Genomic DNA, 17189 nt, shown 5'->3' with positions numbered 1-17189 from the left:
AGAACACAGTATGAAAACAGGCGAAATCATCAGCAACGAACGGCTGCAGAATGACTATTTCCTGGTCAGATTCCATGTGCCGGAAATCTGCGCCGCCGCCCGGGCCGGACAGTTCGTCCATGTCCGGATCGACCGCCACGGCGACCATATCCTGCGCCGTCCCTTCAGTATTCACAACGTCGAAGCCGACGGCGCGCTTTCCGTCGTCTACAAGGTCGTCGGCCACGGCACGCGCGAGCTTTCCAGGCTCCCCGCCGGGACGGTCTGCGACCTGCTCGGCCCGCTCGGCACCTCATTCAGCGATGCTCCGGAGGACGCGACGCCGGTGCTGGTCGCCGGCGGCTACGGCGCGGCGGCCACTTACCTGATTACGAAACAGCTTCCGCAGCGGGGCATTTTCCTGATCGGCGCGCGCGGCGAGGCCGATGTGCTGCTGACTGATGTGTACCGCGAGGCCGGATACGAGGTGCAGGTCGCGACCAACGACGGCTCGGTCGGCACGAAGGGATTTGTGACCGTGCTGGTTGAAAAGCTGCTCGCGGAGAATCCGGGCCGGAAGTTCTTCTTCTACGGCTGCGGCCCCCATCCGATGCTGATGGCGCTCGCGAAAATCCTGAACGCCCGCAATCAGAAAGGCGAATTGAGCATCGACCACCTGATGTGCTGCGGCGTCGGCGCCTGCTTCGCCTGCGTGGTCAAGGTCAAGGCGGATACGCCGGAGGGGTGGCAGTACGCCCGCGCCTGCACCGACGGCCCGGTTTTCAATCTCGATACGGTTTATGTGGAGTAGCGACAATGGCTGACCTGACAACGAAACTCGGCGGCGTCACGCTGAAAAATCCGGTGATGACCGCGTCCGGCACCTTCGGCTACGGCTTTGAATATCACAACTACTACGACATCTCCCGCCTCGGCGCGGTGGTGGTCAAGGGAATCCGCATGAAGCCGTCGCACGGCAACCCGACGCCCCGCGTCGCCGAAGTCACCGGCGGGATGCTCAATGCGATCGGCCTGCAGGGGCCGGGCGTGGAAAAGTTCCTGCACGGCGACCGCTATATGCCGTTCCTGCGCAAGGTCGGCGCCGCGACCATCGTGAACATCTGGGGCACGACCATCGCCGAATACGGCGAAGTCGCCGCCCGGCTCGACGCGGAGCGCGACGGGATCACCGCGCTGGAAATCAACATCTCCTGTCCCAATGTGAAAGCGGGAGGCGTCGCATTCGGCACCGATCCGGTGCTGGCGGCGGAGGTGGTTTCGACGGTGCGCCGCGCGACCACGCTCCCGCTGATCACCAAACTCAGCCCGAATGTGACCAACATCGCCGAATTCGCGCGGGCGGTCGAAGCGGCGGGCAGCGACATGGTTTCGCTGATCAACACGATCACCGCGATGGCGATCGACATCGAAACCCGCCGCCCGAAGATCGCGAACCGGACCGGCGGCTTCTCCGGCCCCGCCCTGAAGCCGATTGCGGTGCGCATGGTCTACGACGTGGCGCGCGCGGTGAAGATTCCGGTGATCGGCATGGGGGGGATCATGACCGGCGAGGATGCGGTGGAGTTCCTGCTGGCGGGCGCTTCGGCGGTTGCGGTCGGCACTGCCAACTTCGTCGATCCCTATGCTCCGCTGAAGGTGATCGACGGGATCAGCGCTTATCTCGACCGCCACGGCTGCGCGAGCGTGGCGGATATCATCGGCAAGGTCGAATGCTGACCGCTTCGCCCGAACTCTGGCCCGGACCGATGGAGGGAGTGATGTCCCCCGAACTGATCCGGGCCGCCGACGCCCTCGGGCTGACCGAACGGTGGATGACGCCGTTCCTGCGGCTCTCCACCGCCGTACCCGGAACGCGGAAACTCGCGGAGTTCGCCGCGCCGTTTCTGGAGTCCGGCCTGCCGGTGACGGTTCAGCTGATGGGGAACCGCCCCGAAGTGATCGCGGCCGCCGCCGCCCGCTTCATGGAGCTGGGAGCCGCCGGAATCAACCTCAATTTCGGCTGTCCGAGCCGTCAGGTGACTTCGGGCGGAGCGGGAGGCGGGGCGCTGCGCGACCTCGCGGGGATGGTGACGACGGTTGAAACGGTCAAAAAGGCTATCCCCGCTTCACCGCTGTCGGTCAAACTGCGGACCGGCTGGGAGTCGCCCGATGAGATGCAGCGCATCCTGCCCGCGCTGGCGGAAACGGGGTGCGTTTCGGCATTTTTCCTGCACTTTCGCACCGTGCGGGAGCAGTACCGCCCCGTTTCCGGACGTGAGGAGCGGTTTGAAGCCGGTCTCCGGCTCGCCGCTCCGGTGCCGGTCGTGCTCAACGGCGACATCGATTCCCCGGATGACGCATCGGAACTGCTGGAACGGACCGGCGCGGCGGGCGTGATGTGCGCGCGGGGATGGCTGCGCGATCCGCTGCTGCTGAACCGCATCCGGCAGGGGCGGAGGGACAATTCCGGGCTGCCTTCGGCCGATGAGGCCCGGCACCGGCTTTTCCGGTGCGTGCTGGAACAGGGATTCAAAGTCTGCCGCGCAATCGAGCTTTCCAACTTCCTGTGGGGAAGTGCCAACCCCTTTTTCGAGCGGCTCAAACAGCTGCCGCCGACCGCCGCCGTCTCCCGTATTGATTTGTGAACCGTTCCCGGAATTTTATTTTATACCGTTATTTTGATTGAGTGGAAGGCAGAAAAAGCAGACAGTTGTGCGGCTCCACCTGAAATTCACATGGCGCACCGGACACCCACTTCAATGTTTCATTCCCCCAGAGGTTCCGCAGCGTGCCCGCCGGCGCATCCGGCAAGGTGACTTGCAGGCGCATTGAAGTTTCAGCGAAGTTGAAAATTCCCAGCGCCGGAGCGCCGCTTTCCCGATCGATTCCGAACCAGACCGCCGGATATTCCCGGTCGAACCGGTCCAGCGGCCGCAGCCGGAAACGGTCGGGGGCCGCCAGAAGCAGCCGGGAGAGTTCCGCCCGTTCCGGTTCCAGCGTGGAAAAGCGGTCCGCCAGCAGTTTCAGCCCGCCCGCCAGCAGCAGCGCCGAAGTCCAGAGCCGGACCTCGGCATCGGTCAATTCATTCCGGTCCCGGCGGGCGATGTGCACGTCGGGATCGCAGAGGAACAGCCGCCGGTGCATGTAAGTGCGGTTGATGATGTTGCGGCAGACGTTCGGCACGCAGCAGTCTTCGCGGTACCGGTCGCGCCCGGATTCCTTCCGCTCCCAGTAAGGCGTAATGTCGGTGCTGATGCGTTCGGCGTTGATCAGGCCGACGACGCCGGCGAGAACGGTGGTGCATCCCAGAATGAACCGTTCTTCCCCGAAACCCTCGCGGATCGCGGTCAGGGCGCGCCGGAGCGCATCCAGCCGGGTGGCTTTGGGATCGAAGTAACGGCCCTTGCCGGGCGTGCAGGCATACATCATGAAATCCAGCTTGACATACTCGAATCCCAGCTCCGCCAGCCGTCGGAATAAATTCCGGAAATGCGCCTGCACTCCGGGATGGGTGCCGTCGAGAACGGCCAGTTCCGTACTGCCCCACGGATCGAGCCAGACCGTTTCTCCTTCGGGAGTGCGGATTGTCCACTCCGGGTGCTCCGAATAGAGGCGGCTGTTTTTCTCCACCAGAAACGGCGCCAGCCACAAACCGGGTTTGAATCGCTTTTCGGCGATGGAGTGCGCCAGCGCCCGCAGTCCTTCCGGAAATCTGGCGTTGGTATGAAGCCAGTCCCCGTAAGCGGACTGCCAGCCGTTGTCGATCTGAATGTATTCCAGAGGGAAATCAGAACGGCGGGCCGCCAGTTCTTCGAGATTCTCGGCGATGTCGGCGGCGGTGACGTTCTCGAAATAATAATACCAGCTGCACCAGCCGGTCGGAGCATGATCCCAGGTGCGGGCATTCATGTTTTCTCCCCAGCGGGAGGCGAATTCCTTAAGCAGGGCCTGCGAATCGCTTCCGCAGGTCAGCAGCAGCTCCTCGGATTCGACGGACTCGCCCGGTTCGACGAGAATATGATCCGCGTCACAGCAGAGTTCCAGCTGCGCCACTCCGGACTCGGCCAGTTCGATCGTGAGGCGGCACATCATCCGGCGGGAGGTGATGAATCCGGCCAGCAGTATGCTGCCGGAAGGCCGGTGGTTCAGCAGCCCGACGTATTCGCCGGAGAAGCGGTTCGGCTCGGCCGCATTATTGTAATGAACCGGGTCCGAAACCGCCGCCGGCAGATAATCGGGATTGCAGAAGTTGTCTTTCTCCCCGTAACGGACGCTCTTGGCCGGTGTGACCATCGTCCAGCCTTCGAGGAAAATCCGGTATTCCCGGCCGGGGAATGACAGAAAATCCCCCGGTTCCGGCCGGGCCGTAAAACGGATCGCATCCAGATGCCGCGCGACACTGCCGCGGTTGTGAAATACGGCAAGATAACGGACTTCACGATCCCCCGTCACGGTTTTGACTTCCAGTTCAAGGCCGGGCGGCAATACGGAAGAACCGTCGACGACGGCCTCCGGGTACAGCCGCGGAAAGAGTATGGTTTTCATCGTCACTGCTGATTTATTTCCACGAAAGGCGCTTTTTTCTGATCGTATCCGAAATACGGGCCGTGGTTCCGCCCCTGAAACATTTTCATGCGCTTGGAACCCGGCAATACATTATAGAGACACCAGACCCCGGACGGAGGACAAACCCAGTCCGACAGGCCGGCTTCAATCTGAACCGGGCATTTGATCCGTCTGGCGAAATTGACCGTGTCATAGTAACCGAGTCCCTTTTTCCAGTTCGGCCGCCAGCCGCGAATCCGTCCGGCGGTTATGCCGCCCAGCTCGCAGAACCAGGGAATCTCCAATTCACATCGCGTGGCTTCCGGGGTAAGCGCCGTCACCGCCGCCGCCTGAAACGCACCCTGGCTGCCGCCGGCAATCGTCAGGTTGCGCCCGTCCCACTCCGGCAGGGTCATGGCGTACTGCACAGCTCTCAAATCGCGCAGAATCATGTACTTGAAATAACAGTCATGCGGATTTTCATTCTGCCGGTCGTCGAACCCATAGCCGTAAAGTTCCCCGTTGAACAGCTTGTCATAGAACGCCGGTTCCCGGTGCAGATCAACGCCATGCGGCCCCACGAAAAAGACGATTTTTCCGGGCTCGTCCTGTGCGACGATGTCCCGTACGCCGTAACCGTCAAACTGGATGTGAAGCGGCAGGGATTTCTTTTGCGCATCCCTGGGAATTGCCAGCGAACCGACCGTCGGCCGCGGGCCGGGGGCGCTGAGTTTCACATCGTAAATATGGGAATTCTGCGTTGTTTTGAAAAGTTTGCGCTCCAGCACGCGCAGCGGAGCCGCCTTCAATTCCGCTGCGGCACTCTCCCAGAATTTGTCGAAATCAACCGGTTCGGCTACTGTCTGAGTCAGTTTTTCCGGTTGAACCCCGGCGGCGAGTCCGAACTGGACTGCTTTCATGCCGTTTCCGTGTTTCCGCCGGATCTCATTCCCGTAATCGTCGATCAGTTTGGCTTCCGCCATCACGAAACCGGGCTGATTGAGCGACGCGGTCAACTCCAGCGGACGATCTGCCGACAGATCATATTCATCCTCCCGGCGGCTGCCGTCATCCCCCGCCACGATTACCCGGAGCCGCCCTCCTATGGGTTTGCCTGACTGCAGGATGCGGAAACGGAACTTCATCGGTTCTCCGGGCTTATAGGAAACGGCATTGCTCCGGTCAAGCTCTCCGGTTATGATTGACCGGCTGTGGTCAATCTGCGGTTTGGGTTCGGAAAATCGAATGTTCCGGAATTTCGCCGTACCGGAAACCCCTTCCAGCCCGAGATATAATTCGAGTTTGCGGGCGTCGCTGGGAATTTCAACTTTAAGCGCATACCTTTTCCAATCGGAGTCACCTTCCCGGGTCGGCACCTGAAGATAGCGGGTATTGCCGTGGAAACTGGTAATGACCAACATCATTTTTACGCCATTGTGGGATTTCGGCTTTTTGGAAATCGCTTCATGCGCGATTTCCCCGCTCAAAACCACTTCCTGCCCGCCCAGAACGGAGAGCGACAGGGGAATGGCGACGAAGGTGTTTCCGGGAGTTTTCCGGGTGATTTCCAGCGTGGGAACCGCTGCCGTTTCATCAAGCCGCCGCCCGTCGGTCAGCTGCTTTTTCACTGCTTCGGACATCAGGTCAATCGCGGGAAGCGGCGCAGCCTGCGGCTTCCAGCTGCCGCCGGCAAGGTCGAGCTGCCGGTTTTTCGCCAGCAGATTCAGAATCAGCTTCAACCGCGGGTTTTCCGGATCTTTGCAGGAAGTGTCCCGGTATTGATTGCCGTATTCCAGATCCCAGCCATCCCACTCCCGGAAAGAGTGGTAACACCAATCCCATTGGTATTCCTCGGCTAACGCCAGCAGGTCGGCCAGATACCGTTCGCCGCCGGGAGCCCAGCGGATGACCGAAAACTCGCTCATCACGATCCGGGCGCCGTATTTCTGCTGAAACTCGCGCACCGGCGCCAGGCAACGGCGCAACGCCTCCTTATCCCAATATTTTCCGTCAACATTGCCGGGGTAGGTATAGATTCTGGTTAATGCGGGGACGACCCGTTGATGGGTATAAGTCAACGGACGGTACATATGAACGTTGTAAATGATATTTTTGAGCGGCAGCGGATGGAGATAGGAGAAATACCGCGGACTGCTCCAATCGTTTGAGGTAACGCAGATCGGCGTTTCCGGGTCGATTTCCCGGATCGCTTTCGCGGCGCGGTACTGCAATTCCAGATAATCGATGCGGCGGGGCGTCTTCTGATTGGGTTCATTGAAAAGATCGTACCCGTAAACCGCCGGACAATCGCGGTAGCGGCGGGCGATTTTTCGCCATGACTCCACAAATTCTTCCGCGAGTTCCGGATTGTCGAACAGCTTCGCCTCTTCCTGAACCGCGCCATGATTGAATTCCTTGCCGCCGGGAACACGGTGAAGATCAATGATGACCATAATTCCAAGTTTTTGACATTGCTCCAGAACTTTGTCGAGAATATTCATGTCACGATCAAGCAAGTCAGCATATTTTTCCCCCTCACGAGGTTCTGGACGCAACTGCCAACGCAGAAGATTGACATTCCATTCCCGCATCACCGGGAAATCTGCGCTTCGATATACAACAGGGGACATCATTCCACGCAATTGCGGCAGGGATAAAACCCGTTCGGTATATTCACAGCGGAAATTTTCCGGTAACGGAACCGGTGGACGATGAAGTTCTTTGGGATCCCAATCCACCAATTCGACATTGCGGACTTGCAATTTGCCGGTGCTTCCCTGCAGTCCGGTTTCCAGGAAAATCCATTCCGTATCGCCGGGTATCTGTTGCTCCACGGTGACTGTCTTCCAGTCAGAGGAACCGTAAAGCGGCGGACAGTTGGTCCAGTACTGTTTCCCGTTGGCAAAATAATGGATCATCAGTTTAACGCCGTTATACGATTCCTTCGGCTTGCTGACGTCGGAGTATTTCACCTCGAAGCGCACGATCAGGGAGCGGCCGAAGTATGGTTCCGGATCAATCGGATGCGATGCCAGTTGGGGTACAGCCGAATCTGTCGCCGAAATGGTCAAAATCGATTCGGAGATCGTCCCGTTCGGCGGAAGTTTCCAGTTTCGGTCAAAAGGGATGGCGATTTCGGCGGCAAGTTGCAAGCTCAAGCTGAGCAAAGCGAAAATAAGTAAAATTCTATATTTCATCGTAATCGATCCTTTCAGAGTGAATCAACGTGTGGCAGTAATTCGGTCTTGTGATTCCACGGATAAGATTTCTGACCATTCCAAATCGCATTTTTTGATAATTTTCCTGCTGATCCATTTGCCCTATAAAGAACGGTATAACCACCGTGAACGTCCTGTTTCCCATAATCCATAACAGTATTGCTGCCGAAACAGTAAATGAGTACTTCCCGGGTTAATTGAGGATAGGGTTTCAACTTGGGAGTAAAGAATCCATTGTCATTGTAGGAGTCCCGTCCATAGATATAGCTGATCCGCCTCCAGGCATTTCCGTCAGTTTGCGGCTTGACAGGGTTACAGACCGGACAATTGAGAATTTTAGGGCTGATTTTGGTATTTTTCGCTGCTTCAATATCAACATTTCCCAAATAGTTTAAACTTGCAACCAGCATCAAACCTGCGTATGAACTATTATCGGTGGCACACCAAGTAGGGTCATTCCCTAGCGCTCCGCCTAAAGTGTAATAGGTTGGAGGTAGTCCTTTATAATCATCCGAATAGATATTTAAAGCGGTACCATTTTGCTTTATCTGTGAAATGCAGCTCGTGGTTCGGGCGCTGAGGCGCGCCTTGTTCAGTGACGGCAACAACATGCCGGCCAAGATGGCGATGATCGCTATTACTACAAGAAGTTCAATCAGTGTAAAATATCTTTTTTCTGTTTTCATCAGAGGCGTCCTTTCCTTATTTTTCCTTCTTTTTGATTACACCTGCAGCGAACCTGCAATGAGCTGCGCATTGTGACGTTCTTTCATAACTTTACGGACGGTTGCTCCCGGATAAACCTGCGGAGCAATCAGCCGGGTGATCACGGGGAACTGCCGGGGATTGCTCTCCAGCCGGAGAGCCAGTTTCAACAACTCGACGGCAATCTGTTCGTCGCCGTGTGAGATCGTCGTGATCGGCGGAGAGTGCCGGATTGCACGATTGGCGCCGTCAAATGCAACGATTGAGACCTCGGACGGCACTTTCCCCGATCGAAAGAGTTCTTCGGAGATTTCCGAAATATTTTCATCGGAGACGCAGAAAATACCGTCACCACCTTCGGAAACCGCCTGATCGATACGGTCCCGGAACATCTGCAATGACTTGAGTGTGTCGGCATTCTGGTGTTCCACCACGGAAAAGCGGCGCTGTTCATTTGCGAAAAGCTCGGCAAAACCCTCCAGACGCAGCCGGAACAGGATATCAGTTGATTTTGCCTGCGGAATTACGCACAGGATATTCCGGCACCGGGCCTGAATGAACAATTCCGCCGCGATCCTCCCCACGGCGCGATTGTCGAGCTGGATGCAGGAGGCGTCCCGGTTATCTTCCGAGTTGCATGGATCCAGAATCACCAACCGGGAACACACTTGCCGCAGCAGCGGCATCACGCGGAGATCGGAAATCAACGATACGAACAGCACGTCGACTCCGGCCAGCCCGGCGGCGAATGATTCGGGCGTTTCCGCGGGGTCTTCCGGGTCGTAAAGAAAACATTCAAGCTGGAGGTGCTGCTTGTTCATCATCCGTTCGAGCAGGAACCGCAGCCGGTCATAAGCGGCAAACCAGCAGCAGCCGCTGCCGCGGTGCCCGGTGTAGACGAAACCGTAACGCAGCGCCTGCCCGGCCGCCGGCCGGATGCGGGTTGACTTTTTCTCCTGATAGATCAGCCCCTCGTCGCGCAACTGGTTCAGCGACTTGATGACGGTTCCGCAGCTGGCGTCGAACTCTTTTGCCAGTTCCCGTATGCCGGGCAGGATCAACTCGCCCCGGCACTGCCGTTCGCGCAATAGCAAACGGAGTTCTTCCAATATCTTGCTGCTTTTTACATAAGGTTTCATGAGCATCCTGAAAGTAGTACAGTTGTTTCTCTTTTTATATTATAGCAAAGTTTTTCATATTTGCCAAGAGCCGGACGCCATTATTTTCGAAAAAAGTTTAACAACTGTACTACTTTTACGGAAAAACAGGGACTGCATAATATAAACGGAACATCGTCCGGGAGGGCAGGATCAAAGGATCAAACCGATTTCACCTGCGGCAATCGCCGATACCGGCCATGAAGCGCGCTTTCATACCGGTGCGGATCATAAAACCTGCGGACTGCCGGCGGTTTTCCGCTCCCGTGTCCTGCTCTCAGCCGAATCTGCTCTTTTTTGTAAGAGCCTGATGGTTGAAAACTTGACTTTTATTTTTTTGGCGGTATATTTCTTAGAAATGAAGTTGAAAATTGTGCTCCCTTAACTTAACAAAAGGAAATTGCCAAAAATGATCAAAGTTGGTATCAATGGTTTCGGCCGTATCGGCCGCATGGTCTTCCGCGCTGCGGTCCAGAACTTCAGCAATGACATCGAAATCGTCGGGATCAACGACCTGCTCGAACCCGAATACCTCGCCTACATGCTGAAGTATGACTCGGTCCACGGCAAATTCGAAGCCGATGTCAAAGTCGACGGCAGCAACCTGATCGTCAACGGCAAGAAGATCCGCCTGACCGCGGAGAAGAATCCGGCCGATCTGAAGTGGAACGAAGTCGGCGCCGATGTCGTCGTCGAATCCACCGGTCTCTTCCTGACCAAGGAACTCGCCGGCGCCCACATCCAGGCCGGTGCGAAGAAGGTCATCATGTCCGCTCCGTCCAAGGACGACACCCCGATGTTCGTCTACGGCGTGAACTGCCAGAGCTATGCGGGCCAGACCATCATCTCCAACGCCAGCTGCACCACCAACTGCCTGGCTCCGATCGCCAAGGTCCTGAATGACAGCTTCGGCATCAAGCGCGGCCTGATGACCACCGTCCACGCCGCCACCGCGACCCAGAAGACCGTCGACGGCCCGTCCAAGAAAGATTGGCGCGGCGGCCGCGGCATCCTCGAGAACATCATCCCGTCCTCGACCGGCGCCGCCAAGGCTGTGGGCAAGGTTCTCCCGGCCCTGAACGGCAAGCTGACCGGCATGTCGATGCGCGTCCCGACCTCCGACGTCTCCGTGGTCGACCTGACCGTCGAGCTGGAGAAGGCCGCTTCCTACGATGAAATCTGCGCGGCCATGAAGAAGGCCAGCGAAGGCGAACTCAAGGGCATCCTCGGCTACACCGACGAGTGCGTCGTCTCCACCGACTTCCGCGGCGAAGCCCGCACCTCCGTCTTCGACGCCAAGGCCGGCATCGCGCTGGATCCGACCTTCGTGAAGGTCGTCTCCTGGTACGACAACGAGTGGGGCTACTCCAACAAGGTTCTTGAGATGGTCCGCGTCATCTCCAAGTAATCAGGTTGCTTGATTCCCTGAAGGGGCGGGTGGTACAAGGCCGCCCGCCCTTTTTGTTTTCAATCCTTAATTATGAAGTGGAAAAACAAATGAACAAGAAAACTCTGCGTGATGTCGACCTCAAAGGCAAGCGCGTTGTGATGCGCGTCGATTTCAACGTTCCGATCAAAGAAGGCGTGATCAAAGACGACACCCGCATCAAGGGCGCGCTGCCCTCGATCAAATATGTGCTCGACAACGGCGGCAGCCTCGTGCTGATGAGCCACCTCGGCCGTCCCGCCGAAAAGGGCTATGAAGCCGATTTCAGCCTGAAACCGGTTGCCGAATACCTGTCGAAGATGCTCGGCAAGCCGGTCGCGTTCGCCGCCGACTGCGCCAACGCCGACAAGGAAGTCGCCGCGATGAAGCCGGGCGATGTGCTGATGCTCGAAAACACCCGCTTCTACAAGGAAGAACAGGGCAAGCTCAAGCAGAAGGAAGGCCAGTCCGACGAGGAGTTCAAGGCGAAGAAGGCTGAGCTCAAGGAAAAGCAGCAGGAACTGGCGAAGAAGCTGGCTTCCTACGGCGACATCTACTGCAACGACGCGTTCGGCACCGCTCACCGCGCCCACGCTTCGACCGCCGTGATCACCAAGTATGTGCCGGTTTCGGTCGCCGGTTTCCTGATGGAAAAGGAGATTGAATACCTCGGCAGCGCGGTCGAAAACCCGGTTCGCCCGTTCGTCGCGATCCTCGGCGGCGCCAAGGTTTCCGACAAGCTCGCGGTCGTCAAGAACCTGCTGACCAAGGTCAACACCCTGATCATCGGCGGCGGCATGGCCTACACTTTCCTGAAGGCGCAGGGCCACGACGTCGGCAACTCGCTGTGCGAACTCGACCAGCTCGAATATGCCAAGGAAATGATCGCCAAGGCCAAGGAACTCGGCGTGAACTTCCTGCTCCCGGTCGACAACGTCGCCGCCGACAAGTTTGCCGCCGACGCGAACACCCAGATCACCGGCGACGATATCCCGGCCGGCTGGATGGCGCTCGATATCGGTCCCAAGACCACCGAACTCTACGCGAATGCGATCAAGGGCGCCAAGACCGTCGTCTGGAACGGTCCGATGGGCTGCTTTGAAATGCCCGCGTTCTCCAAAGGCACTTTCGGCGTCTGCGCGGCGGTTGCCGAAGTCAAGGCCAACGGCGGCATTTCGATCATCGGCGGCGGCGACAGCGTCTCCGCGGTCAACAAGTCCGGCCTTGCGGACAAGATGAGCCACATCTCCACCGGCGGCGGCGCTTCCCTCGAATACCTCGAAGGCAAGGCCCTCCCCGGCGTGGTCGCTCTCTCCGACAAGTAATTGTCACGCGCTCACCCCCTCCATCCGGAGGGGTTTTTCTTTGCCTCCGGCGGCCCGGGGCGCTTCGCCCCCGGAACCCCCGACCGGCAAGGTGCCGGCGCCGGATACGGTTTTGAATTTTTACGCAGTAAAAATTCAAAACCGGGGTTATTGTCTATGAGTTTATTTGGTCTACCGGTGGTACTCCGCACCGGCACGTTGCCGGTCGTGATCCAACGGCGAAAGCGTTGGCCGTCGGAGACACTTGTGCGCTACAGCGCCCAGCTACAGGAGCCTGATTGAAAATCAGGCCGCGTAGCGCACAAGGTCTGCCGCCCGTCAGGGCAGGCAGATCCGCCTGCCTTTAAAACGGCAGGCTTCCCCTCCGGGGCTTTGCCTCCGGCGGCCCGGGGCGCTTCACCCCCGCCCCCCCGACCGGCAAGGTGCCGGCGCCGGATACGGTTTTGAATTTTTACGCAGTAAAAATTCAAAACCGGGGTTGTTGTCTATGAGTTTATCGGTTCTAACGGCAGGCTTTCCGGCAATTCGCCTCTGGTTGCCGGAAGCCGATCCGTTATTTATCCACCATTTACACAACTTGTTTATAACAATATGCTTGCCAATCCGTTATTTTAAATGCCATGGCCGGACAACTCTGATAATCCTTATTTCCGTGAAATTCCGGATTGACTTTTGGGTTGCGGTTTGTTATAATATTCCGGTAACCAACTGAAAGGAAAGGAAACTCCATGATCAATTCGACTCTCGGAATCCAGAGCTGGTGCTTTCGCGGCCTCAAGGGCACGCCGGAAATCATCGCGGCGTTGAACGCCTGCGGCGTCGACCGGCTGGAAGCGTGCGGAATCCATATCGACCTCGACCGCCCCGCCGAATCGCTGAAGCTGTACCGCGACGCCGGAATCACGATCTCCTCTTTCGGCGTGAACTTCTTCGGGCCGGATGAAGCGGCCAACCGCAAGGTGTTTGAATTCGCGGCGCTGGCCGGTTTCCCGGCGATCAGCGCCGATCTCAATTACGATTCGCTCGACCTGGTCGAAAAGCTGTGCGCGGAGTACGGCAAGAAGGTCGCGATTCACAATCACGGCCGCCGCCACGCGCTCGGCACCGTCCGGGAACTGGAAGCGTTGTTCAATCGTTCCAGCGCCAACGTCGGGCTCTGCCTCGACACCGGCTGGATGCTGGACTCCGGCGAAGATCCGCTGGCGGTCGCGAAGAAGTTCCGTGACCGGCTCTACGGCGTCCATATCAAGGATTTCGTATTCGACCGCGCCGGCAATGCGGAGGATGTGATCAGCGGCACCGGCGTACTCGCGCTCGACGGTTTCGCGCATTATCTGGCCGACAGCAAGTTCGACGGCTATCTCACGCTCGAATACGAAGGCGAACCGGAAAATCCGGTTCCGAACCTTCAGGCCTGCGTGAAGAATATCAACGCGGCTTTCGCCCGTTGACGACTGCGGCGGCGACGGCGGCGTTGGCAGGGACGAGTCCGAACTGCGCTCCCCACGCAGCCGCCTGCTCCGCATTGCTCCAGACGTCTTCGGGGCGGTGCGCATCGGCTCCGACCACCATCGTTGCCCCGAGTTCGGCGGCCAGCTCCCAGAAAGGCCGCCACGGATACTGCGGCCGCCGCCCTTCGGCGGTATCGATCCACGGTTTGCGCAGTCCATAGGCATTGATCTCAAGCGGAACTTTCAGCGCGACGGCGGCGGAAACCAGCTCTTTGCAGAGTGCTTCGATTTCGGACGTCCAGCTCAGGCCGGTACAGGCGAACATATCCGGATGTGCCACATAGGCGAACAGGCCGGTTTCCATCGCGCGGATCGTCGACTCCACGCGCAGCCGCACATTCTCCGCCGCTCCCGCCCCGGCTCCGGCCTCCGGCGGATCGTTGAAGTGGGGGCCGAGAATCAGGTAGTCGAACTTGCGTTTGTTGAAGAATTCTTCCTCGTAGAAGGATTTTCCGAGCGCCCGCACATAATCCGCCTCCAGCCCGGTCAGGATGTTCAATTCGGGAAATTCCTGTCTTGCCGTCTCGATTTCCCGCGCATAGGCCTCAAGGTCGCCGAACGGCATGCGCGACTCGTCAAAGCGCCCGTCCGGAAACGGCTGATGGTCGGAGAAACCGAGTGTGCAAAGTCCCTGCCGCACCGCTTCGGCGCAGTACTCGCGCGGCGCTCCCACCGCATGTTTGCAACGGAAAGTATGGGTATGCAGATTGACCCGCTTGCCGAATTTCATAATGTCGCCTCCTTAATCCGTTCAACATATCCCCGATTTCAGGAAAAGTCAATTCCGGCTGCCGCCGAAATAAAAAAATCGGAAAAAATCGAATTGCCTCTTGACGCGGAGGGGGTTTTCCGGTATAATTAAAGAAGAATGAATGCGTTTCAATGATCGTTCAACAGGGGAGCGCCGCATGGCTTGCAGCATCAGGGACGTCGCGAAAATGGCCGGGGTTTCGGTCGGCACCGTCAGTCGGGTGATCAACGGCTTCGACAATATCGCGCCGGAACGGATCGATGCGGTGCGTGAAGCGATCCGGGTGCTCGGCTACCGTAAGAATTCGGCGGCGCAGCTGCTGGCCGGACGGCGCGGCGGTTCCCGGCTCCGCACCGGCAATATCGGACTGTGGATGGCGGAGATGGGCAACGAATGGAGCAGCAATTCCATCTACATCAACTACCTCTCCGGCATCGAGGAGGTGTGTGCCCGGCGCGGCTGCCATGTGCTGCTGGAACATACCAGCGCCGCGGATGGGATTCCGCGCTGCGTGCATGACGGTAAGGTGGACGGGTTGATCGTAAAGGCGGTCAACGACATTCCGCCGGTGCTGGGCGAACTCGCCCGGCAGTTGCCGGTGATCGGCCTTTCCATGCTGGAGCGGGATATCCCGATCGCCCAGGTTTCGACCGATGACCACCGGGCCGGAGAACAGGTGTGCCGCTATCTGTGGGAGCGGGGGCACCGCCGGATCGCTTTCGTGTCGATGCGTTGCCATCACCGGATGTTTCTGGCGCGGCTGCAGGGGTATGAAGAGTTTCTGCGCGCCCGCGACGCATTCGATCCCGAACTGGTTCAGAGCGCGCTTCCCGGTCCCAATCCGAACCTGCCGGAAAAGGAGTTTCCAGACATGAGCGGACCGCTGGAAGCCCTGCTGCGCCTGCCGGAACCGCCGACCGCCGTGATCGCCGCGAACGACTGGATGGCCGCCGGATTTTATGAGGCGATGGAGCAGCGCAAGCTGCGGGTGCCGGAGGACCTGAGCGTAGTCGGCTTCGACCACCTCGCCAATCTGTTTTTGCGTCCCCGGCTGACCAGCTACGAAACCCCGATGCGCGGCATGGGCGCGGCAGCCGCCGAATGGATTATCGATATGATTGAGCATGGTGACTCCGCCACCGGGCCGACATTCCGCATGGTCAACGGGGAGATCGTTGTCCATGAATCGGTCAGCGATGGCGTTGCCGGATAATGGGGAGCTTAATACAGGCGGGCGGCAAGGTGCCGCTGCCGGGTACGCACGCCAATGCCCCTACGGGGGGCGTGCGGCTGCTGGTACAGGCAAGCATTGGTTGGCCTCCATGACCATTCCGCGGCGCACAACAAGCGCGGTCAGCGCCGCGAACGAATGTGAGGGCATTACTTGCGGCAGCAAGTAACGAGGAACGATAGTGACGAAGCCGAACGTAGTGAGCGAAGCCCCTCCGGCGTAGTGAGCGCAGCGAACGATGAGGAGTTGGCCGCCGCAGGCGGACAAGTAAGGCCCGCTAGGGCCGCCCGCGAATGGAAGTGCTTCGCAAGTCAACGGGAGTTCCGAGGCGAGCGGGGAGGTCCGGAGGGCGAGTGGCCCTCCGGAGCCATCCGCAAATGACTGGCACCCAGTTTGTGGCCGGTAATGGTACGGAAAGGCGAATTAAACTTAAGTATTATTACAGGGTCACGCGCGATTGGAAAGCGGAGATGAATCTCCGCACTCCAAAGTTGACATCGGACAGCAGGGCGCACGACTTTAAAATTGTTGCCTGTAACAGCCTTTGAAAAAAAGTATAGCCGATTTAAAACGGAGGTAAAAATGTGTAATGAGCGAAACCAAATGCAACATGAAAAGCTCGCCCGCCCTTACCATACCATACCCGGCATTATGTACGGATATTTCACTCTCATTGAGCTGCTCGTGGTAATAGCGATCATTGCGATTCTCGCCTCAATGCTGCTGCCGGCGCTGAACAAGGCGCGGGACCGGGCCAGACAGGTGACCTGCACCAGCCAGCTCAAGCAGATCGGCCTTGCCGACGCCCAGTATATGAATGATTATGACGGCTGGCTGTACGGGCCGAAGCTCGCAGTGAGCAACCCGGACGGAACCGAAAACAAATATTGGGTTTCCAGCATGGGGAACCTCGGTTACCTGCCGCAATGGACGAAGGGCAAAAAACATGTCGGAATCTGCCCCTCCGCTTTTCCCTTTGTGGCGGACCACCGGGAACGTACCTACGGGAAACGCGGCTACCGCAAGGGCGGCTCCAATGACGATGCGTTCTGGAAATACGCCGGAGGCCGTTTTTCGGTTGTAACCGAGAATCCCGACAACAGCGACCAGAAGGAGAAATACGGTCCGTCGCAGTTTGTGACCACTCATGATTCCTTTGAAAACTACTACCAGCTCGGCCACGCCCGCCACTACAGCTTCGGGCTGAATCACATGGATAAGGGGAACGTGCTGTTTTACGACGGTCACTCCGAATCGGGGCGCATGGACTTCGGTTATTTTTCCAAAGGCCATAATCCCGATACGAAAATGGCGAATCTGCCGCTCGGCAAAAGTTACTGA

General features: G+C 58.3%; 13 protein-coding genes. 8 read left to right on the top strand and 5 right to left on the bottom strand.

Annotated features, from left to right (window positions below):
• Nucleotides 1-10: 10 nt before the first annotated feature.
• The 3 genes from C8D82_RS07700 to C8D82_RS07690 are packed head-to-tail and all read left to right on the top strand — an operon-like array spanning nt 11 to nt 2624.
• Nucleotides 11-790, top strand: a complete 780-nt coding sequence (locus C8D82_RS07700) for a dihydroorotate dehydrogenase electron transfer subunit (protein WP_116883692.1) — start codon at nt 11-13, stop codon at nt 788-790.
• Between the two features lie 5 nt (nt 791-795).
• Nucleotides 796-1716 carry a dihydroorotate dehydrogenase gene (locus tag C8D82_RS07695; RefSeq protein ID WP_116883691.1) on the top strand — a complete coding sequence of 307 codons (921 nt, stop codon included), beginning with the start codon at nt 796-798 and terminating at the stop codon, nt 1714-1716.
• Complete coding sequence (locus C8D82_RS07690) at nt 1710-2624, top strand: tRNA-dihydrouridine synthase family protein (RefSeq protein WP_116883690.1); 915 nt, start codon at nt 1710-1712, stop codon at nt 2622-2624. The genes C8D82_RS07695 and C8D82_RS07690 overlap by 7 nt, the downstream gene beginning before the upstream one ends.
• 28 nt (nt 2625-2652) lie before the next feature.
• Here the strand turns inward: C8D82_RS07690 and C8D82_RS07685 are convergent, their stop codons facing one another.
• From C8D82_RS07685 to C8D82_RS07670, 4 genes are all read right to left on the bottom strand, one after another.
• On the bottom strand, nt 2653-4524 hold the full coding sequence (locus tag C8D82_RS07685; RefSeq protein ID WP_116883689.1) for a glycoside hydrolase family 36 protein: 1872 nt from the start codon (nt 4522-4524) through the stop codon (nt 2653-2655).
• A 2-nt stretch (nt 4525-4526) separates the two neighbouring features.
• On the bottom strand, nt 4527-7115 hold the full coding sequence (locus C8D82_RS07680; protein ID WP_243402514.1) for an acetylxylan esterase: 2589 nt from the start codon (nt 7113-7115) through the stop codon (nt 4527-4529).
• Nucleotides 7116-7735: 620 nt separating this feature from the next.
• Nucleotides 7736-8428: a type II secretion system protein gene (locus C8D82_RS07675; RefSeq protein WP_116883687.1), complete on the bottom strand. Its 693-nt coding sequence runs from the start codon at nt 8426-8428 to the stop codon at nt 7736-7738.
• A gap of 36 nt (nt 8429-8464) precedes the next feature.
• On the bottom strand, nt 8465-9586 hold the full coding sequence (locus C8D82_RS07670; protein WP_165832915.1) for a substrate-binding domain-containing protein: 1122 nt from the start codon (nt 9584-9586) through the stop codon (nt 8465-8467).
• Between the two features lie 427 nt (nt 9587-10013).
• Here C8D82_RS07670 and gap point away from each other — a divergent pair, with 427 nt between their 5' ends.
• From gap to C8D82_RS07655, 3 genes are all read left to right on the top strand, one after another.
• Nucleotides 10014-11012 carry a type I glyceraldehyde-3-phosphate dehydrogenase gene (gene gap / locus C8D82_RS07665; protein WP_116883685.1) on the top strand — a complete coding sequence of 333 codons (999 nt, stop codon included), beginning with the start codon at nt 10014-10016 and terminating at the stop codon, nt 11010-11012.
• Nucleotides 11013-11101: 89 nt separating this feature from the next.
• Nucleotides 11102-12355, top strand: a complete 1254-nt coding sequence (locus C8D82_RS07660; RefSeq protein WP_116883684.1) for a phosphoglycerate kinase — start codon at nt 11102-11104, stop codon at nt 12353-12355.
• A 728-nt stretch (nt 12356-13083) separates the two neighbouring features.
• Nucleotides 13084-13806 carry a sugar phosphate isomerase/epimerase family protein gene (locus tag C8D82_RS07655; RefSeq protein WP_116883683.1) on the top strand — a complete coding sequence of 241 codons (723 nt, stop codon included), beginning with the start codon at nt 13084-13086 and terminating at the stop codon, nt 13804-13806.
• Here C8D82_RS07655 and C8D82_RS07650 read toward each other — a convergent pair.
• Nucleotides 13784-14596, bottom strand: coding sequence for a histidinol-phosphatase (locus C8D82_RS07650; RefSeq protein ID WP_116883682.1), 813 nt, complete (start codon nt 14594-14596; stop codon nt 13784-13786). The genes C8D82_RS07655 and C8D82_RS07650 overlap by 23 nt on opposite strands.
• 178 nt (nt 14597-14774) lie before the next feature.
• Between C8D82_RS07650 and C8D82_RS07645 the strand changes: the two genes are divergently transcribed.
• Nucleotides 14775-15830 carry a LacI family DNA-binding transcriptional regulator gene (locus C8D82_RS07645; RefSeq protein ID WP_165832914.1) on the top strand — a complete coding sequence of 352 codons (1056 nt, stop codon included), beginning with the start codon at nt 14775-14777 and terminating at the stop codon, nt 15828-15830.
• Nucleotides 15831-16451: 621 nt separating this feature from the next.
• A complete protein-coding gene (locus tag C8D82_RS07640) occupies nt 16452-17189 on the top strand; it encodes a type II secretion system protein (RefSeq protein ID WP_133245107.1) in 738 nt (245 codons plus the stop codon).

It is taken from the genome of Victivallis vadensis (assembly GCF_003096415.1).
In the GTDB taxonomy this organism is placed as follows: domain Bacteria; phylum Verrucomicrobiota; class Lentisphaeria; order Victivallales; family Victivallaceae; genus Victivallis; species Victivallis vadensis.
Note: the sequence above shows the minus strand (reverse complement) of the source record. Positions and strands in the feature narration are given on the sequence as shown.

What these genes read in the sequence shown, in the direction of transcription:
- C8D82_RS07640 (WP_133245107.1), top strand. Translation starts at nt 16,452, where the DNA reads ATGCAACATGAAAAGCTCGCCCGCCCTTACCATACCATACCCGGCATT.
- C8D82_RS07690 (WP_116883690.1), top strand. Translation starts at nt 1,710, where the DNA reads ATGCTGACCGCTTCGCCCGAACTCTGGCCCGGACCGATGGAGGGAGTG.
- C8D82_RS07655 (WP_116883683.1), top strand. Translation starts at nt 13,084, where the DNA reads ATGATCAATTCGACTCTCGGAATCCAGAGCTGGTGCTTTCGCGGCCTC.
- C8D82_RS07695 (WP_116883691.1), top strand. Translation starts at nt 796, where the DNA reads ATGGCTGACCTGACAACGAAACTCGGCGGCGTCACGCTGAAAAATCCG.
- C8D82_RS07685 (WP_116883689.1), bottom strand. Translation starts at nt 4,524, where the DNA reads ATGAAAACCATACTCTTTCCGCGGCTGTACCCGGAGGCCGTCGTCGAC.
- C8D82_RS07700 (WP_116883692.1), top strand. Translation starts at nt 11, where the DNA reads ATGAAAACAGGCGAAATCATCAGCAACGAACGGCTGCAGAATGACTAT.
- C8D82_RS07645 (WP_165832914.1), top strand. Translation starts at nt 14,775, where the DNA reads ATGGCTTGCAGCATCAGGGACGTCGCGAAAATGGCCGGGGTTTCGGTC.
- gap (WP_116883685.1), top strand. Translation starts at nt 10,014, where the DNA reads ATGATCAAAGTTGGTATCAATGGTTTCGGCCGTATCGGCCGCATGGTC.
- C8D82_RS07660 (WP_116883684.1), top strand. Translation starts at nt 11,102, where the DNA reads ATGAACAAGAAAACTCTGCGTGATGTCGACCTCAAAGGCAAGCGCGTT.
- C8D82_RS07670 (WP_165832915.1), bottom strand. Translation starts at nt 9,586, where the DNA reads ATGAAACCTTATGTAAAAAGCAGCAAGATATTGGAAGAACTCCGTTTG.
- C8D82_RS07650 (WP_116883682.1), bottom strand. Translation starts at nt 14,596, where the DNA reads ATGAAATTCGGCAAGCGGGTCAATCTGCATACCCATACTTTCCGTTGC.
- C8D82_RS07675 (WP_116883687.1), bottom strand. Translation starts at nt 8,428, where the DNA reads ATGAAAACAGAAAAAAGATATTTTACACTGATTGAACTTCTTGTAGTA.
- C8D82_RS07680 (WP_243402514.1), bottom strand. Translation starts at nt 7,115, where the DNA reads ATGCGGGAATGGAATGTCAATCTTCTGCGTTGGCAGTTGCGTCCAGAA.